Here is a 16,539-nt window from a genome sequence, read left to right on the forward strand (position 1 = left end):
GAATGACAATTGTGTGATGAGATGCTTTTAAAATAATGCCTTCTTTTAAAAATCGCACAGTTGTCGTCGTCTGTGCGATTTTTTATTGGAGAAATAGAGAGAATGAAAACTTTTAAAAAAATTGGATTAGATACCTTAAACGGGCTTTCAACAGGAATTGTCGTGGCCTTGATTCCGGGAGCATTAGTTGGTCAATTGGTTAAAATGCTATTACCGCTTTGGCCTGAACTAAATTTTATTTTAGTCTTAACTTCCTTTGCCTCTGCCCTTCTACCTGCTATTAGTGCCGTTTGCGTTGGCATGACTGGAAAACTATCGCCAATTCAAACTTCATCAATGGCACTGGCAGCAACTGCTGCAGCGGGCAATTTCAACATGATTAACGGCAAAATAGTTGTTATCGGCAACGGCGATGTCATTAATACCGCAATTACGATTATGATTGCATACGGCCTAGTTTTATTCCTAGGTAAAAAACTTAGAGCTTACACTATTTTACTTGTACCACTAATTGTTCTGCTTGTAGCTGGTGGTATCGGCTGCCTAACTCGCATTCCAGTTAGTCAAGCGACCAAGTTAATTGGACTTGGTGTAGAGAATCTGACTAAACTACAACCTATTCTAATGGGCTTTTTTATGGGTATTGTCTTTGCCCTGCTTGTGGTTTCACCAATTTCGTCAGTCGGAATTGCAACCGCAATCAATATTTCCGGTATTGCCGCTGGTTCCGCTAACCTCGGTATTACGGCAGCTGCTTTTGCCTTAGCTATTTTTGGTTGGAAGTCAAACTCTTTCGGTACTTCTATTGCACATTTTCTTGGTTCACCCAAAATGCAAATGGCTAACTTACTGACCAAACCTAAGTTATTGATTCCGTTAATGGTTAATGCTGGCATCATGGGAGTATTAGGTGCAATTTTTAACATTCAAGGTAATCCGATGAGTGCCGGCTTTGGTTTTTCAGGTTTAATTGGGCCTGTGGCTGCAATGGCAAACCGTCCAACTAATTTTAGCAATATTGCATTAATGACGATCTTATTCTTTATCTTACCGATCCTGTTAGGCTTAGTTGCTAACTACCTTCTAAGTAATAAGCTAAACTTCTTTAGTAGTAAAGACTTTGAATTGGATTTTAACTAGTAAGAGTGACATTAAAATAAAAAGGCCCATTAAAGCCAGCAATACATTAACTTGTGTTTGAAACTCAGTTAAACATTTGCTAGCAATAATGGACCTTTTTTAATTAGCGCTTATAAACAATTTTACCATCCGCCATCGTTAAAGTGACTTTAGCAAAGCGAATTTCGTCAGTTGGAACTTTAAATAAATTACGATCAAGGACAACAACATCGGCCAATTTGCCCGGTTCTAATGTACCTAAATCTTGTTCAAATGATTCTGCATATGCCGACCATTTGGTGTATGCACGCAAAGCTTCCGCCAAGGTAACCGCATGCTCTCGGAAATATCCACCCTTGGGCTTTCCTTCAGTTGGTTCACAGCGTGAAACGGCTGCATAAATTGTCCAAATAGGTTTAATCGAATAAACTGCCGGAAAATCTGAACCAAAGGCCAAGTGGGCCTTTGCATCTAAAATTTCCCGATAAGGCCAAGCACGTGAAAGCCGCTGTTGTCCAATACAAGGTAAATAACCCCCACTCATGTAATCACCGATGCAATGTTGCGGTTGGACAGCACACATCACATTTAATTTTTGGAGGCGATTAATATCATCTTTTTTAATAGTATCGATGTGCTCTAAGGAATTATGCAAGGTAAGCTTTCCCAATTTAGACTGTGCATTCTCAAATGCATTTAGAGCCATTGTGCTGGCTTTGTCACCAATAGTATGAATCTTAACCGGATAACCCTTCTTTTGTGCATCTAAAACATATTGGTTTAGCTGGACTTGGGTTAAAGAAGTATCGCCAAAAACTCCTGGATCATTGTCATATTCTTTACTTAATAAGGCTGTATGTGCCTCAATTACACCATCTAAAACTTGCTTGAGACCAGCAACTCGGTGCTTATCGGTATGATACTTTTGCTTTAATTTAATAGCTCCCTCCAAGTCGGTCAATGAAGGAAAAGAAGAGATCCTAGTCGTTAGCTCGTTTTCTTGCTCAAGTTCTGCGAAGATTTCGGGAATATCATGGTTAATTAAGCCAGAGGGATAAACATCGGCAACGGAAGTGATTCCTAATTTACGGAAGTGCTTTAAACACTTCAATAAAGATTGCTTTAATGTTGGTACATCTAAAACTGCATCCATCATTGCTTTAGATGCAGGTGGTTCATATAAAATACCATTTAACTCACCATTTTTATCATGCCCATATATTCCTCCCTGAGGATTTGGCGTATCCTTGGTAATCCCCACTTTTTTCAAGGCGATATCATTACACCAAACTGAGTGCAAATCAAAGGAATTAAGGCAAACGGGTCTATTGAGATGCAACTTATCAAGTGAATCTTTCGTCGGCATATGAGGATGATCCCAAACTTCTGAATACCAACCGGTTCCATAAATCCACGGATTATGAGGATGTGATTTAGCAAAATCATTTACCCTCTGAACACATTCCTCTTCACTTTTGCAGTCCATCATCTGAATACAAAAATCTGGATCATTTTGAACTGCTCCTAGTGATAAATGCAAATGAGAATCATTAAATCCAGGCATAATTAAATGGTCACCACAATTGATAATAGTTGTTTTTTCACCAATATAGCCTGTCATCCGATCAACGGGAACAATCTTCATTATGCGATTATTTTTGATTAGTAGACACCCCGTAATTGGTAGGTCATTATTACCAGTAAAAATGGCCGTTCCCTTTAAAATATAGTCAGCTTTTTGCATCATGATTCAATCTCCCCTCTATTTTTTAGCTTTTTGACCAATTTCTGGTAACGCTAAAATACAAATAACTGAAAGTCCAAATACCAAGGATTCTATTCCTAAATTTTTAGCATAGTCATTGCCCGCAATCTTGGAGACAAGAATGGGAATAATATAGGAAATTAACATTGAGACTGTTCCAACAATGCCTCCAGCACTACCTGCGTATTTTTCACCAATCTCTGGAAATTGGATTGGCATTGCTTGAACAATTGGTCCACTAATAGCTGTAAAGAAGCCATTAATTACTAGCATTGCCCATAAGAAAAAACCTGCTGGTGTATACCAAGTAAAGTACATAACAATTGCTCCAATCAGCGTTGTTACGGTTAAAAACATTTTGTAGCGACCAAGCTTATTGCACCAAGCTGGACCAATTAAAGAGCCAAAGAAACTACCGACGGTTACAACCGCTGACATCACGCCAGCAGTTTTGTTAGTAATTCCTTGTCCCAATGTGAGAGCTTGCGGCAAAAAACCAGCATAAGCAGTTGTTGAAGCAATTCCTAATCCAGCACAAATCGAAACAATCCATGTGTTCTTACTCTTAATTGCCACTTTAAGATATTTAGCGGTTGGTTCAGCAGGAGGCAAAGACTCTCCTTTCGGAGTATCCCGAACAAACATCATCCAGCAAATGGTAAGTATTAACAAAGAAACTGACGAAAATAGATAAGCAGCATTAACTGACGGAAACCATGAACTTGTTATCTGTGCGAGCGTAATTCCAAGACAGGAAGCAGCGTAAAACACTCCCATAGCTGAATCAGTATCCTGCTTAAACCATGTCCCAAGAACTTTAATCAAATTTGCATTTAATAGTGAAATGAAAATTCCGCATAAAAGCAACATAATCATCATCATCCAGAAATTAGCTGCAATAAATCGACCAAAAGCGCCAATTACGGATAATACACATCCCACAGAAATTACCTTTTTCGATCCAAATTTATCTCCTAAAGATCCTGCAGGAATACTGAGGACAACAGCAACCAACATTGGAGCCATTAACAAGCTTGAAAATTCTGCCGTAGTAATATGAAGTTGCGGCATTATTTCAGTCGCTAGAGCTGAAACCTGAAATTGAATATAGTTTGCAATAAAACATAACAAACTAACGATAGTAAGAATTACCCATCGATAGCTTGGTAATTTTTCTTTTGCCATAGTTTTTCTCCTTTTCTATTAAATCCACTTACGGAAAGTGAATTATCTTTTCGGAAAGCTATTTAAACTGCAAGCAAGAAACTTAACAATCAACTTTGGTGACATTTTGGGTAAAATATAACCTTAGTTTGGGTGACTAAACTATCGTGATAGAAGTTAAAAAAAGACCTTCAAAGTAATACTTTGAAGGTCTTTTCCTGATTATTTTCCTTGATATTCCATAAAAATATGCATTAACTGACTTCGTCGATCAACCTCTAATTTTTTATAAATACTGTAAATATGTGATTTAACTGTTCCGACTGAAATAAAAAGTTCATCTGCTATTTCCTGATTTTTCTTTCCTTTTAAGACTAATCGCAAAATTTCCGATTCTCGTTTAGTCATTTTATAATATTTACAAAAATCAATAACTTGGTTCTCTTCATTAGCATTTTCCTTTTCATGAATCATTGCCTGATATTGGTTCATTTTTTGCTGAACAAGGTTTTCTAATTGATTCTTATTAGCTATTTCTTCCTCTTTTTTAGCAAACCAAATGATTAATAAGGAAATGATAATTGAAAATAAATCTTCATTAAAACCAATAATTTTCATGTAAGACAACAATTCACTAAAGGCTGGGATGTCCAATCCATGAATAATAAAAAAGACCACTCCTTCAATTACTGAAAGAATCATCAGAACAGCAGTTAATCCTACCGCTTTATCATAATTCTGTTTATAATGGATGGCTCTGTTTAATTTTTTAGAATAAATGGCATAAATTAGGCACAAAAATAAGATTCCGGTATCTTGCACACTTCTTTGCAAAATAGACGTATCAAAATTATTGTAAAAGCCTAAAACTGCCACCATGTCTACTAACGTAACACCAATAATTGGTAGATAAAAGAAAAAGCGCGGTTTTTGCAAGAGCATGCTAGACATTAACTTGACATAACAGCAACCACCAATTAAATAAATAAGAATCCTAATTAAGCAGTAGGCTCGATTATTAATCTGTAGCCATGAATTACTCATTTTTAATATATCAAATGAAAAAGCGGTCGTACTATCAATAATTAGAATGACGTATAGCAAGACTGCATAATAAAAAAAGTTGTTTCCGGTAGCTTTATATGCGTAACCAGCAACATTAATAACCCATAGATATAAAATGATAAACAAAATGTTATAAATATAGACAAATATTTCTTGCAAGTAACTCACCCCTAGATTCTGCAAATAAAATATAATAAAGATACTTGAATCATGTAAAAGTATATGAGTTCATCATAATCCTTTTTAGCAAGTTATTTTTCGTTATAATCAAACTATTTTTTCAATTGTACTTTCCTAAAAGTTTAAATTATTAAATACTGCTATAATTACAGATGACTTAACAAGAAAGGAAAACTAAGAAATGATAAAGTTTTATGGTTACAAGCGTTGTTCAACTTCTAGAAGCGCACAAAAATGGCTTAAAGACCACGATGTAGACTTTGAACTACAAGACTTAGTCGAAGAACCACCAAAAAAAGAGGATTTGGTTAAATGGATGAGTGAGCACCAAGACCGCGGCTTAAAGTATTTCTTTAATACCCATGGTCAAGACTACCGCAAACTTCATCTTAAGGATAAAGTTGACCAAATGACAATTGATGAAGCGGCAGAGCTAATGTCCCAAAATGGTAAACTGATCAAAAGACCATTAGTTGTGGATGGTAAAAAATTAACTTGTGGTTTTAACGAGGAGCTATACCAAAATACTTGGTTATAGTTTTTAGCCCAAACGAGTCTAACGACTCGTTTTTTACTTTAGACCAACTTTCTTATTTTAATCATAACAGGTAAAATAAGTAGTTAAAAAAGGAGCTTAGCATGAAATACAATCAATATGCCTACGTTGAAACTGACTTTAATACTCAGGTTAAAGAACTAATTAATATCAAATTCTTACCTAGCAACTATCAAACTCTATCATTTACGGATCTTTTAAAAGTAATGTCTGAAAACGCCATAGCTGAAGTTGCTCCAGATGCTGAAGATGCACGTCAAGCAAAACTAACCGAATTTGCTGTTTCTTCCGAGCAAACTTTAGCGGATTTCTTAGCGCAGCAGCCTGAACAAGAAACTGCCACGCAGTTTTATAATGTTGCTTTGCAGCTTTTGGGCTATCATGTTCATTATGATTATGACTTAGATGATCCCCTGAAATTGATGAAAAAGCAGGCACTGCCGTTTTTAACTAAGTTTGAAAACAAGGATGATTTGATTCAAGGTTTTTACCGCCTACTTAATACTCGTGCCAAAAATGGTCAATTACTAATTGACGTCATGGCAGGCAAAGGTTACTTTTATAACCGGCGTCAGCTATTTGACAGTAATAAGTTTGTTTTCTTAAATGGTAAAAGCCTGCCAGTTTTTGCCACTAGTAAAGTAATCAGAGAAGTTGTTTACGTTGAAAGCGACTTAGATACTAATAATGATGGGCACTCAGACCTTCTCCAAGTTACTATTTTTAGACCATTTGAGAGCCAGAAAATGCCGGTACCGGCATTGTATACAGCCAGTCCGTATTTTGGCGGTATCATTGCTAATGAAAAGCGTAACCACAATGTCGACGAGAATTTAAGCGATGCTACTGAATGGACTAATCCGCAATATGTACCTTCTAATCAGGTAACTGCCAAAAAACCAACGGGTACAAATTCACCTGCCAATCAGGCGATTGAAAATGCCGTAGGTAAATCATCTTACGGTCTTAATGAGTACATGTTAGCCCGCGGGTTTGCCAGTGTTTTTGCCGGTGCAATCGGTACACGCGGAAGTGATGGCTTGCGCATCACGGGAGCACCAGAGGAAACAGAAAGTGCAAAAGAAATTATTGAGTGGCTTCATGGTGATCGAATTGCCTACACCGATCGCTCACGCAAACACGAAACAACCGCTTTTTGGTGCAACGGCAATATCGGCATGACTGGTCGTTCTTATTTAGGAACTTTGCAAATTGCAATTGCAACCACTGGTGTTGCCGGTTTAAAGACCGTGGTTTCTGAAGCAGCCATTTCGTCTTGGTACGACTATTATCGTGAGCACGGCTTAGTCATTGCCCCGGAAGATTGTCAGGGAGAAGATCTTGATTTACTCGCTGAAACTTGCCAGTCAAATCTTTGGGATGCAGGTGATTATCTCAAGATTAAGCCCAAGTATGACGCGATGCAAAAAGATTTATTGACAAAAAGCGATCGAACAACGGGACAGTATTCAGATTTCTGGGAAAAGAGAAATTACCGGCATCAGACAGATGGCATTAAGTGTTCTTGGATTAGCGTTCACGGTTTGAATGATTGGAATGTTAAACCTAAAAATGTCTATAAGATTTGGCAAAAGGTTAAGAACTTGCCAATTAAACAGCACCTCTTTTTGCATCAGGGACCACATTACAACATGAACAACCTAGTTTCAATTGACTTCACTGATTTGATGAACTTATGGTTTGTCCATGAATTACTTGAAATTGACAATCATGCCTACGAGCAATGGCCAACCGTAATGATTCAGGATAACCTAGAAGCAGATAACTGGCATGAAGAAGCTGATTGGAGCAACGATCTTGGGCAAAAGACGGTTTACTATCCGACTGATGACAGCGAATTGCAAAAGGATGGCAACGGCAAACAGCACCTAAGTTTTACTGACCTTGGCGGCAAAGAATTTAAGAAAGCTAAAATTACGGAAAGTGACTGGCAGTACAAATTTATTTGCGGTGATGAAAAATGGGCTAAACCAAGTTTGCGGTTTACCACTGACGAGTTCATCCATCCCGTAACTATTGCTGGTCGACCTCAAGTCAAGGTTCGTGTATCTTCAAGTCTTAATAAAGGCCAACTTTCCGTCGCATTAGTAGAACTGGGTGACCGTAAACGCTTGACTCCTACCCCTAAATTCATCATGCCTGGCGGACAAGAGCTAGGCTTTCGGTTTGGTCAAGATACATTACAAGAATTCCAACCTGATAAGCTGACACATGCTAAGTTAATTACGAAAGCTCACATGAATTTACAAAATTATGCCGATTTAAAACGGCCTGCCGCTATTAAACCAGGAGAATTCTATGATCTGACTTTTATGCTGCAACCAACATATTACCGGATTCCGGTTGGCAGCAAGCTCTGTCTGATTATTTATTCAACTGATCAAGGAATGACTAAGAGACCACTAGAAGAAACTACCTATACAATTGACTTAGCTGGAACTGAAATCAATTTTAGTCAAAAATAGGAATTAGATTTAAGAAATAAATTTTGCACTAAAAAAGAGCTAGATCTTAATCTTGATATGAACCCCGAAGTTAGGACAACTTCGAGGTTTTTATTATGGCTAAATTATCCAAACAAGATAAAATTGAAATCTTCAATCTTTGGCGGAATTATAACATTAGACCTAGTGAATTGGGTCGACGTTATGGCATTAATCCTGCTAACATTAAGTATTTGCTTGCTCTTATTCAACGTCACGGCCTAGCTATTTTAGACCAGCCCTATACTGAATATTCACTTGAGTTTAAAAAGCAGGCTATTATACGAGTACTAGTCAAGCATGAACCAGCTTATCAGGTGGCAATTGATCTTGGCCTAAAAAGTAACGGTATGCTAGCTAATTGGCTTCGCAGCTATCGTGAAAACGGGTATAATGTCGTTATCAAACAGAAAGGACGATTGCCCCATGCCCAAACAAGATCCAGAAATCAAACGTCTGAAGCAAGAAAACGAGCACTTACGCCAGCAGAACTTGAAGCTGACCATCGAGAACGAATTTATAAAAAAATTGACCGCCTTAGTCGACCAGCGGACCAAGAACCGCAAGCCGCGGAAATAGTCCGGGCAGTTACCCAACTGAGGCGTGAACTCAAGGTCAGCGTAACTTTTATTCTTGCGGTTATTAATGCTAATCCCAATCTCCCGCATCTATCCCGCAGTAATTATTACTACAATTTGCAGAAAAAGGATAAGGATCGTGGCAACCAGCAGGTGATGGCTGAAATCAAAGCCATTTATGAAGAACACCGACACCGCTATGGCTATCGGCGCATTACTCTGGAACTTAGGCGACGTGGTTGGCTAGTCAATCACAAAAAAGTACAACGCTTGATGAACAAGCTGAAACTCTTTGGTATCGTCAGTAAACGCTGGCATAAGTATAATAGCTATCGCGGCAACCAGGGTCCAATTAAGAACGACTTGATTAAACGTAATTTTAGCGCAGTTTACCCGGAACACAAGTGGTATTCAGACGTGACCGAGTTCAAACTCAACGGTCAGAAGACCTACCTGTCACCCATTGTTGATGGCTGCACGCAAGAGGTGATTGCCTACTCCATTTCCCGCAGTCCTAACCTTAAACAGATTATGGACATGCTAAAACAGGCTTGGCGCAAGCATCCAGCATTAAATGGTCTGATTTTTCATACAGATCAAGGCTGGCAGTACCAGCATCCTAAATTCCAAGCCTGGCTAAAAGACCATGGAATCGAACAGTCTATGTCGCGTAAGGGCAATTCCTTAGATGACGGATTAATGGAAGGGTTCTTTGGCATACTCAAACGGGAAATGTTCTATGGCTTCGAAACCCAGTTTAAGAATTTAAACGAACTGGAAGAAGCAATCCAAAAATATATCAGTTACTATAACCAGCAAAGAATCAAAGTAAAACTAAAAGGACTAAGTCCGCTTGAATATCGGGCATTAGTCCTTAGTTAAAATTTATTAAACTGTCCTAATTTTGGGGTTCATATCATCTAGTTCTTTTTTGTTTGGTAAATTAAGTTGTAATTTTATGCTAAACAGCCTAGTTTAAACTAGTTGTTGAAAATGACCGGTTCTCTAAAGCGGTTAAGAGGGCCCTAGCGGTGTCCAAACTAGTTAAAAGTGGAATATTTTGCTGAATTGCAGCTTGCCTAATGATAAAACCATCTGAATTTTTGGCAATGTCGTGCCCCATAGTATTAATGACTAAATCAATTTGTCCGGTCCGAAATTCTGCTAAAATATTATTTTCTTTCTGTTCGTGAATTTTGCTTACTTCAGTAACATATAGACCATTTTCTTTAAGAAAAGCTGCCGTACCACTAGTTGCAAATATTCGGTAGCCAATTTGGGCAAATCTTTTAGCGATTGGCAAAATTTCTTGCTTATCCCTATCCTCAATTGTTAATAACACATTACCACTGTCAGGAATTTGCATATTAGCACCGGAAAAGGCCTTATACAGAGCTTTAGGGAAACTTAGGTCACTTCCCATTACTTCACCGGTTGATTTCATTTCGGGCCCCAGATAACTGTCAACATCGGACAGCTTACTAAACGAAAAGACTGGTGCTTTAACACTAATCATTTTTGGCTCTGGAGCTAACCCGTCTTCAAATCCTTGTTCACGTAAACTCTCACCCATAATTACTTTAGTGGCAACCTGGGCCATTTCAATACCAGTAATTTTACTTAAGAAAGGAACGGTCCGACTAGCTCGTGGATTCACTTCAATGATATAAATCTCGCCGTCACGCTCAATTAACTGTAAGTTCATAATGCCATGGCAATTTAGTTTCAACGCTAATTTCTTAGTGACCGTGACTATTTTTTGTTTGATTTCAGGAGTAAAAGTTTGCGCTGGATAAACAGCCATTGAGTCACCGGAGTGCACGCCCGCATGTTCAATATGTTCCATAATTCCAGGAATTAAAACCGTTTCACCATCACAGATAGCGTCGACGTCACATTCTTTGCCATCAAGGTAATCGTCAACTAAAATTGGGTGACTAGCTGCTATATCCACGTGATTTTGTAAATAATCTTCTAGTTCGCTTTCAGTATAAACAATTTCCATTGCTTTACCACCAAGCACATAACTTGGTCTAACTAAAACAGGATATCCTAATTCTTTGGCGGCTTTAATAACGCCATCATGAGTGGTGGTAGTGATGCCTTGCGGTTGCTTAAGGTTTAGCTCTTTAACCACTTGATCAAACAGTTCCCGATCCTCTGCTCGATTCAGATCAGCTACCGTTGTTCCCAAAATCTTAATACCGTGATCTTCAAGCCCAGCCGCCAGATTGATGGAGGTTTGACCACCAAACTGGATAATTACCCCTTCGGGTTGCTCAAGATCACAAACATTTAAGACATCTTCTAGTGTTAGAGGTTCAAAATAAAGTTTGTCAGAAATTGAAAAATCGGTTGAAACTGTCTCAGGATTTGAATTAATTACAATCGCTTCATAACCCATTTTTTGAAGAGCTTTAACACAATGAACGGTTGCATAATCAAATTCTACACCCTGACCAATCCTGATTGGACCGGATCCAACAACTAAAACAGACTTCTTGCCGGTTTTTTCACTTTCATTTTCACCATCATAAGTTGAATAAAAGTATGGCGTTGTTGACTCAAATTCAGCCGCACAAGTATCAACCATTTTGTACACCGGAATAAGGTGATGTTTTTTACGCAAATTGCGGACATCATCTTCTGTTTGCCGCCATAATTTGGCAATCATTGCATCACTAAAGCCGTATCGCTTAGCATTTTCTAACGTAGCAAAATCGCTCGGCTTAGCTGTGATTTCTTTTTCTAGCTCAACTATATGTTTAACAATATCTAAGAAATAGTAATTGATCTTGGTAAGTTCATGAACGTCCGACATTGTATAGCCTCTTCTAAACGCCTCAGCAAGGTAGAAAAGACGGTCATCCTGGACCTTTACCAGCTTGTTTTCAAGATCTTCATCCCTAGCATGATGGGCCTGGGACGAATAAAAATCTTTTTGATCAATTTCTAATGACCGAACCGCTTTTTGAAACGCTTCTTCGGCCGTGCGCCCAATCGCCATTACCTCACCGGTTGCCTTCATTTGAGTACCTAATTCACGGTCTGCCTTAGTAAATTTATCAAACGGAAAGCGTGGTATTTTGCATACTACGTAGTCAAGAGCAGGCTCAAATTCCGCAAAGGTAGTCCCAGTGACGGGGTTTTTAATTTCATCCAGAGTTAAGCCAACAGCAATTTTGGCAGCCATTTTAGCAATCGGATAACCAGTGGCTTTTGAAGCTAGGGCTGACGAACGAGAAACACGGGGATTAACTTCGATAACATCATAATTAAAACTGTTGGGATCAAGAGCGAGTTGGACATTGCATCCCCCTTCAATTTTCAGCGCCCTAATCAAGCGTAAGGAGCAGTCCCGCAACATTTGATACTCTTTATCAGATAAGGTTTGCGATGGGGAAAAAACAATCGAGTCACCAGTATGCACGCCAACAGGATCAAAGTTTTCCATACAGCAAACAATCATGGCATTATCATCATGGTCACGCATTACTTCAAACTCAATTTCTTTATAACCAGCAATTGAGCGCTCGATTAAGCACTCTGTCACCGGCGAAAGCTCTAAACCATTTTTGGCAACACTGGCTAATTCTTCGCGGTCGTTACAAATACCGCCACCCGTTCCGCCCATTGTAAAAGCGGGACGAACAATAATTGGGTAACCAATTTCATCACCAAACTCTAAGGCTTCCTGAACCGTCTTTACACTTTTAGATGGCGGTACTGGCTCACCCAGTTTTTGACAAAGCTCTTTAAATTTTTCCCTGTCTTCTGCTTGCTCAATTGACTCAAGTTTAGTTCCTAATAATTCAATATTGAGTTCAGTCAAAATACCGCTTTTAGCTAAGGACAAGGCCATATTTAACCCCACTTGCCCGCCTAAAGTTGGCAGAATTGCATCGGGGTATTCTTGACGAATGATGCGGGAAACTGAATCAACTGTCAAAGGCTCTAAATAAACCTTATCGGCAATTGTTGTATCAGTCATGATCGTGGCAGGATTCGAATTGACCAAAACCACTTCATACCCCTCTTCACGCAATGCTAAGCAAGCTTGCGTTCCTGAATAATCAAATTCGGCAGCCTGGCCAATAATAATCGGGCCAGACCCAATTACCATAATTTTTTTAATATCAGTTCGTTTAGGCATGATTTTCAGTTTCCTTTCTTTGATCAATCATCTGCATAAAGTAGTCAAAAATACCTTCCTCATCGTGTGGTCCAGGTGTACTGTCTGGGTGAAATTGTACTGAAAAGGCTGGATACTTTTTATGGCGCAAACCTTCAACGGTGCCGTCATTAACTTCAACATGCGTAATCATCAGGTTATCAGGATCAATTGATTCGCGCGCAACAGCATAGCCATGATTTTGGGAAGTAAAGCCAATATTACCGGTTGCGATTTCCCTTACTGGATGGTTAAAACCACGGTGACCGAATTTCATTTTATAAGTTTTAGCACCATTGGCTAAAGCAAAGACTTGGTGACCCATACAAATGCCCATCAAAGGAATTTGTTTTTCCACCTTGCGAACCATTTCAGCCGCAGCGCTCATTTCTAAGGGGTCGCCCGGTCCATTCGATAGTAAAACACCGTCTGGCTTTAATGCTAGAATCTTTTCTGCCGAAACAGTATAAGGCAAAACAACGCAGTTACAATCACGTTTTCCTAATTCACGTAAAATACTATTTTTTAGTCCAAAATCGACCACCACAATGTTGCGCTTTGATCCTGGTACGGGATAAGATTTTGAAGTTGAAACGCGGTCAATCACTCCTTTAGTGACATTTAATTGCTGCAACTGTTCAGCAATCTCTTTTGCTTCAGCTTTATCAGAGCAAATTTGACCACGCATGGTGCCGTACATTCGCAGCTTTTTAACTAAAGCACGCGTATCAATTCCCTGAATTCCAGGAGTATCCAAGCTTTTCAGAAATTTAGGCAAAGTTGTTTGCATCCGCCAATTATCGGGATGACGTGCTACTTGGTGACAGATGACCCCCTTAATTCCGGGCTCCAATGATTCGTAATCTGCTAAGGTAATACCATAATTACCAATTAGCGGATTAGTAAAAACCAGAATTTGATCTGCATATGACTGGTCCGTAATCGCTTCTTGGTAGCCAGTCATTCCAGTTGTAAAAACAACTTCACCTTTGGTTTCACGCGCACTGCCAAAACCTTCACCCTCATAAATACTGCCATCTTCTAAAATTAAATACCTCATTTAATTTCCTTTCTTTTGGAAGACAATTTCACCTGCCACCATTGTCAGCTCAGTTTGTCCGTATACTGAGTCACCAGTAAAAGGTGTATTTTTACCCTTTGATAAATAATCCTGTTCCTTTATTTGCTCTTCATGCGCTAAGTCAAAAATTGCTAGATCAGCTGGCTGACCAAGCGCTATTTTACCCGCGTGTTGTAAGTTGAAAGCGGCTGCAGGTTTAGTAGTAAGCCAACTCAGTAATTGCGTTAAAGTAAAAATCCCGGGTTTAACAAAATGTGTGTACAGTTCGCTAAAGGCAGTTTCACTTCCCGTAATACCAAAAGCCGCTTTTGCAAATCCGCCTTGTTTATCTTTTGCTGTGTGTGGTGCATGGTCAGTAGCAATCATGTCAATTGTGCCATCAAGTAAACCCGTAATTAAGGCCTGTTGGTCAGTCTTAGATCTTAGTGGTGGATTCATCTTATATTGTCCTTGGTTAGCGATAATATCTTGGTCAGCTAATAACAAATGATGCGGTGTTACTTCACAAGTCACATGAATACCCTTTTGCTTAGCAATTCTGACCAGTTCAACACTAGTTGCGGTTGAAACATGACAAATGTGGTAGTGGACACCCGTTTTTTGCGCTAGTAATAAATCACGGGCAATTTGAGTGGTCTCAGCTAATTCAGTGACTGGTCGCAATTCAAACTCATCCGCTTTGGTTCCTTCATTGATCACACCAAAGTTAAACAAAGAATCATCTTGAGCATGTTCTGCAATAACCAGATCATTTTCTTGCGCTTTTTGCATTGCCAAATACATTGTCTGGGCTTCTTGAACACCTTTACCATCATTGCTAAGAGCAAAACAACCTGCTTGTTTCAAACTATGATAATCGGGTAGTTCAGTTCCTTGCTCATCGACTGTAATTGGGCCGTATTGCAAGATATTTACTTGACCATTTTCCTGATTATTTTTGACCATTTTACTCATTAATTCGGCAGTGTTGGGAACCGGTACAACATTAGGCATTGCTCCCACCGTAGTAAAACCACCTCGAGCAGCCGCTAGCGACCCAGTTTGCACATTTTCCTTAGCGGTTTGTCCTGGATCACGATAATGAACATGCATATCCACCAAGCCCGGACTTACTAACTTGGCACTGGCATTTATTTCATGATCGGCTTGCAAATTAGTACCGATCGCACTAATTACACCATTTTCAATTAATAAATCTCCTCGCTCAATCTGATCCCCTAAAAATAGCTGACCGTTTTTAATTACCGTCGCCATTATGAAAGTCCTCCTAATTTGCGTCCACGAAGAACTGCCTCAATCATCGCCATTCGCATAAACACACCATTTTCCATTTGACGAACAAAGCGTGACTTGGGGGCCTCAACCAAGTCCCCTGCAAGTTCAACATCATGATTAATTGGACCCGGGTGCATAATGATGGCGTCATCCTTCATGGCCTGATAGCGCTCTTGATTAATGCCATATTCTGCATGATACTTTTTAGCATCAAATTGCGACTCATTAGGGTCACCCGCATGGCGTTCATGTTGAACACGCAAAAGCATCATGACATCCATCTCTCTAACCAAATCATCAAGTTTCTTAAATTGACCATACCGATCATATTCTTTGTCATACCAGTATTCAGGGCCGGAAAAGTAAACTTTAGCTCCTAGCTTAGTAAGAAGTTCCATGTCACTTTTAGCAACCCGAGAATTAGTAATGTCACCGACAATTGCGACCTTTAAATCTTTAAAGTGGCCAAATTGTTCATAAATCGTCATCATGTCCAGCATGCATTGTGATGGGTGCTGACCGCTGCCATCACCAGCATTAATTACCCCAATAGCCAAATGGTGACCTTGACCTGGATTAATCAGCTTTTCATAATATTCATTTTCAGAATGTCTGATTACTTCAATATCAATCCCGAGAGCCTGCATGATCAGCGAAGTATCATATAATGTTTCGCCTTTTTTAGTAGAACTGTGAGATGGGTCAAAGGGAATTACGGTTAGGCCCAAACGTCTTTCTGCCATTTCAAAACTGGTATGAGTTCGACTAGAATTTTCGAAAAACATGTTAGTAACATAAACTGGTTTAGTAAGGTGCGGGCTCGCTCCACCATTTTTAAAGTATTGTGCACGTGCAATTAAGGCCTCTACTTCTTCGACACTTAAATTTTCCACACTGACAAATGAAGGTAAGGTAACTAAGTTAGTTGTTTTCATTGTTTAAAACTCTTTCTTTTGTAAAAAAATAAACCTGAAGCATTAATCTCGCTCCAGGCTTATCAAAAGGATTTTTTCGGTGCAACAATGTGCATGACGAAAGAAACTCAAACCCTTCTGACCCTCTCTGGAGCCAATTAAATGGT

The 16,539-nt window shown here is 39.1% G+C and carries 11 protein-coding genes; 4 read left to right on the forward strand and 7 right to left on the reverse strand.

The genetic code is table 11. The features are described 5' to 3' along the window. The first annotated feature begins 102 nt into the window (after window positions 1-102). The gene (locus GYM71_RS06550; RefSeq protein ID WP_220219895.1) at window positions 103-1,140 is read left to right on the forward strand and encodes a PTS sugar transporter subunit IIC; all 1,038 of its coding nucleotides are present in this window, start codon (window positions 103-105) and stop codon (window positions 1,138-1,140) included. A 103-nt stretch (window positions 1,141-1,243) separates the two neighbouring features. Here the strand turns inward: GYM71_RS06550 and GYM71_RS06555 are convergent, their stop codons facing one another. The 3 genes from GYM71_RS06555 to GYM71_RS06565 all read right to left on the reverse strand — a co-directional run bounded on the left by GYM71_RS06555 (window position 1,244) and on the right by GYM71_RS06565 (window position 5,272). Further along, complete coding sequence (locus GYM71_RS06555) at window positions 1,244-2,866, reverse strand: amidohydrolase (RefSeq protein ID WP_220219896.1); 1,623 nt, start codon at window positions 2,864-2,866, stop codon at window positions 1,244-1,246. 15 nt (window positions 2,867-2,881) lie between these two features. Continuing rightward, complete coding sequence (locus tag GYM71_RS06560) at window positions 2,882-4,069, reverse strand: MFS transporter (RefSeq protein ID WP_103751831.1); 1,188 nt, start codon at window positions 4,067-4,069, stop codon at window positions 2,882-2,884. 201 nt (window positions 4,070-4,270) lie between these two features. Then, window positions 4,271-5,272: a response regulator transcription factor gene (locus GYM71_RS06565; protein WP_220219897.1), complete on the reverse strand. Its 1,002-nt coding sequence runs from the start codon at window positions 5,270-5,272 to the stop codon at window positions 4,271-4,273. A 202-nt stretch (window positions 5,273-5,474) separates the two neighbouring features. Between GYM71_RS06565 and GYM71_RS06570 the strand changes: the two genes are divergently transcribed. The 3 genes from GYM71_RS06570 (at window position 5,475) to GYM71_RS06580 (ending at window position 9,813) form a co-directional block, all read left to right on the forward strand. Further along, on the forward strand, window positions 5,475-5,831 hold the full coding sequence (locus GYM71_RS06570; RefSeq protein ID WP_103751833.1) for an arsenate reductase family protein: 357 nt from the start codon (window positions 5,475-5,477) through the stop codon (window positions 5,829-5,831). A 101-nt stretch (window positions 5,832-5,932) separates the two neighbouring features. Continuing rightward, complete coding sequence (locus GYM71_RS06575) at window positions 5,933-8,335, forward strand: Xaa-Pro dipeptidyl-peptidase (RefSeq protein ID WP_220219898.1); 2,403 nt, start codon at window positions 5,933-5,935, stop codon at window positions 8,333-8,335. A 95-nt stretch (window positions 8,336-8,430) separates the two neighbouring features. Further along, a complete protein-coding gene (locus GYM71_RS06580) occupies window positions 8,431-9,813 on the forward strand; it encodes an IS3 family transposase (RefSeq protein WP_336511383.1) in 1,383 nt (460 codons plus the stop codon). Window positions 9,814-9,901: 88 nt separating this feature from the next. Here GYM71_RS06580 and carB read toward each other — a convergent pair whose 3' ends face one another. The 4 genes from carB to GYM71_RS06600 are packed head-to-tail and all read right to left on the reverse strand — an operon-like array spanning window position 9,902 to window position 16,393. Next, window positions 9,902-13,084 (reverse strand): carbamoyl-phosphate synthase large subunit, encoded by a 3,183-nt coding sequence (gene carB / locus GYM71_RS06585; protein ID WP_220219899.1) that lies wholly within the window; start codon window positions 13,082-13,084, stop codon window positions 9,902-9,904. Further along, entirely contained in the window at window positions 13,077-14,162 is a 1,086-nt protein-coding gene (gene carA, locus GYM71_RS06590) for a glutamine-hydrolyzing carbamoyl-phosphate synthase small subunit (RefSeq protein ID WP_220219900.1), read from the reverse strand. The genes carB and carA overlap by 8 nt, the downstream gene beginning before the upstream one ends. Beyond that, window positions 14,163-15,437, reverse strand: a complete 1,275-nt coding sequence (locus tag GYM71_RS06595; RefSeq protein ID WP_220219901.1) for a dihydroorotase — start codon at window positions 15,435-15,437, stop codon at window positions 14,163-14,165. After that, window positions 15,437-16,393 (reverse strand): aspartate carbamoyltransferase catalytic subunit, encoded by a 957-nt coding sequence (locus GYM71_RS06600; protein WP_220219902.1) that lies wholly within the window; start codon window positions 16,391-16,393, stop codon window positions 15,437-15,439. The genes GYM71_RS06595 and GYM71_RS06600 overlap by 1 nt, the downstream gene beginning before the upstream one ends. Window positions 16,394-16,539 lie beyond the last annotated feature (146 nt).

Source organism: Lactobacillus panisapium (assembly GCF_019469265.1).
Taxonomy (GTDB): Bacteria; Bacillota; Bacilli; order Lactobacillales; family Lactobacillaceae; genus Lactobacillus; species Lactobacillus panisapium.

Bases quoted from the DNA above. Each gene is read 5' to 3' on its own strand.
- GYM71_RS06570 (WP_103751833.1), top strand. From the start codon at position 5,475: ATGATAAAGTTTTATGGTTACAAGCGTTGTTCAACTTCTAGAAGCGCA.
- GYM71_RS06560 (WP_103751831.1), bottom strand. From the start codon at position 4,069: ATGGCAAAAGAAAAATTACCAAGCTATCGATGGGTAATTCTTACTATC.
- carA (WP_220219900.1), bottom strand. From the start codon at position 14,162: ATGAGGTATTTAATTTTAGAAGATGGCAGTATTTATGAGGGTGAAGGT.
- GYM71_RS06550 (WP_220219895.1), top strand. From the start codon at position 103: ATGAAAACTTTTAAAAAAATTGGATTAGATACCTTAAACGGGCTTTCA.
- GYM71_RS06555 (WP_220219896.1), bottom strand. From the start codon at position 2,866: ATGATGCAAAAAGCTGACTATATTTTAAAGGGAACGGCCATTTTTACT.
- carB (WP_220219899.1), bottom strand. From the start codon at position 13,084: ATGCCTAAACGAACTGATATTAAAAAAATTATGGTAATTGGGTCTGGC.
- GYM71_RS06575 (WP_220219898.1), top strand. From the start codon at position 5,933: ATGAAATACAATCAATATGCCTACGTTGAAACTGACTTTAATACTCAG.
- GYM71_RS06580 (WP_336511383.1), top strand. From the start codon at position 8,431: ATGGCTAAATTATCCAAACAAGATAAAATTGAAATCTTCAATCTTTGG.
- GYM71_RS06595 (WP_220219901.1), bottom strand. From the start codon at position 15,437: ATGGCGACGGTAATTAAAAACGGTCAGCTATTTTTAGGGGATCAGATT.
- GYM71_RS06600 (WP_220219902.1), bottom strand. From the start codon at position 16,393: ATGAAAACAACTAACTTAGTTACCTTACCTTCATTTGTCAGTGTGGAA.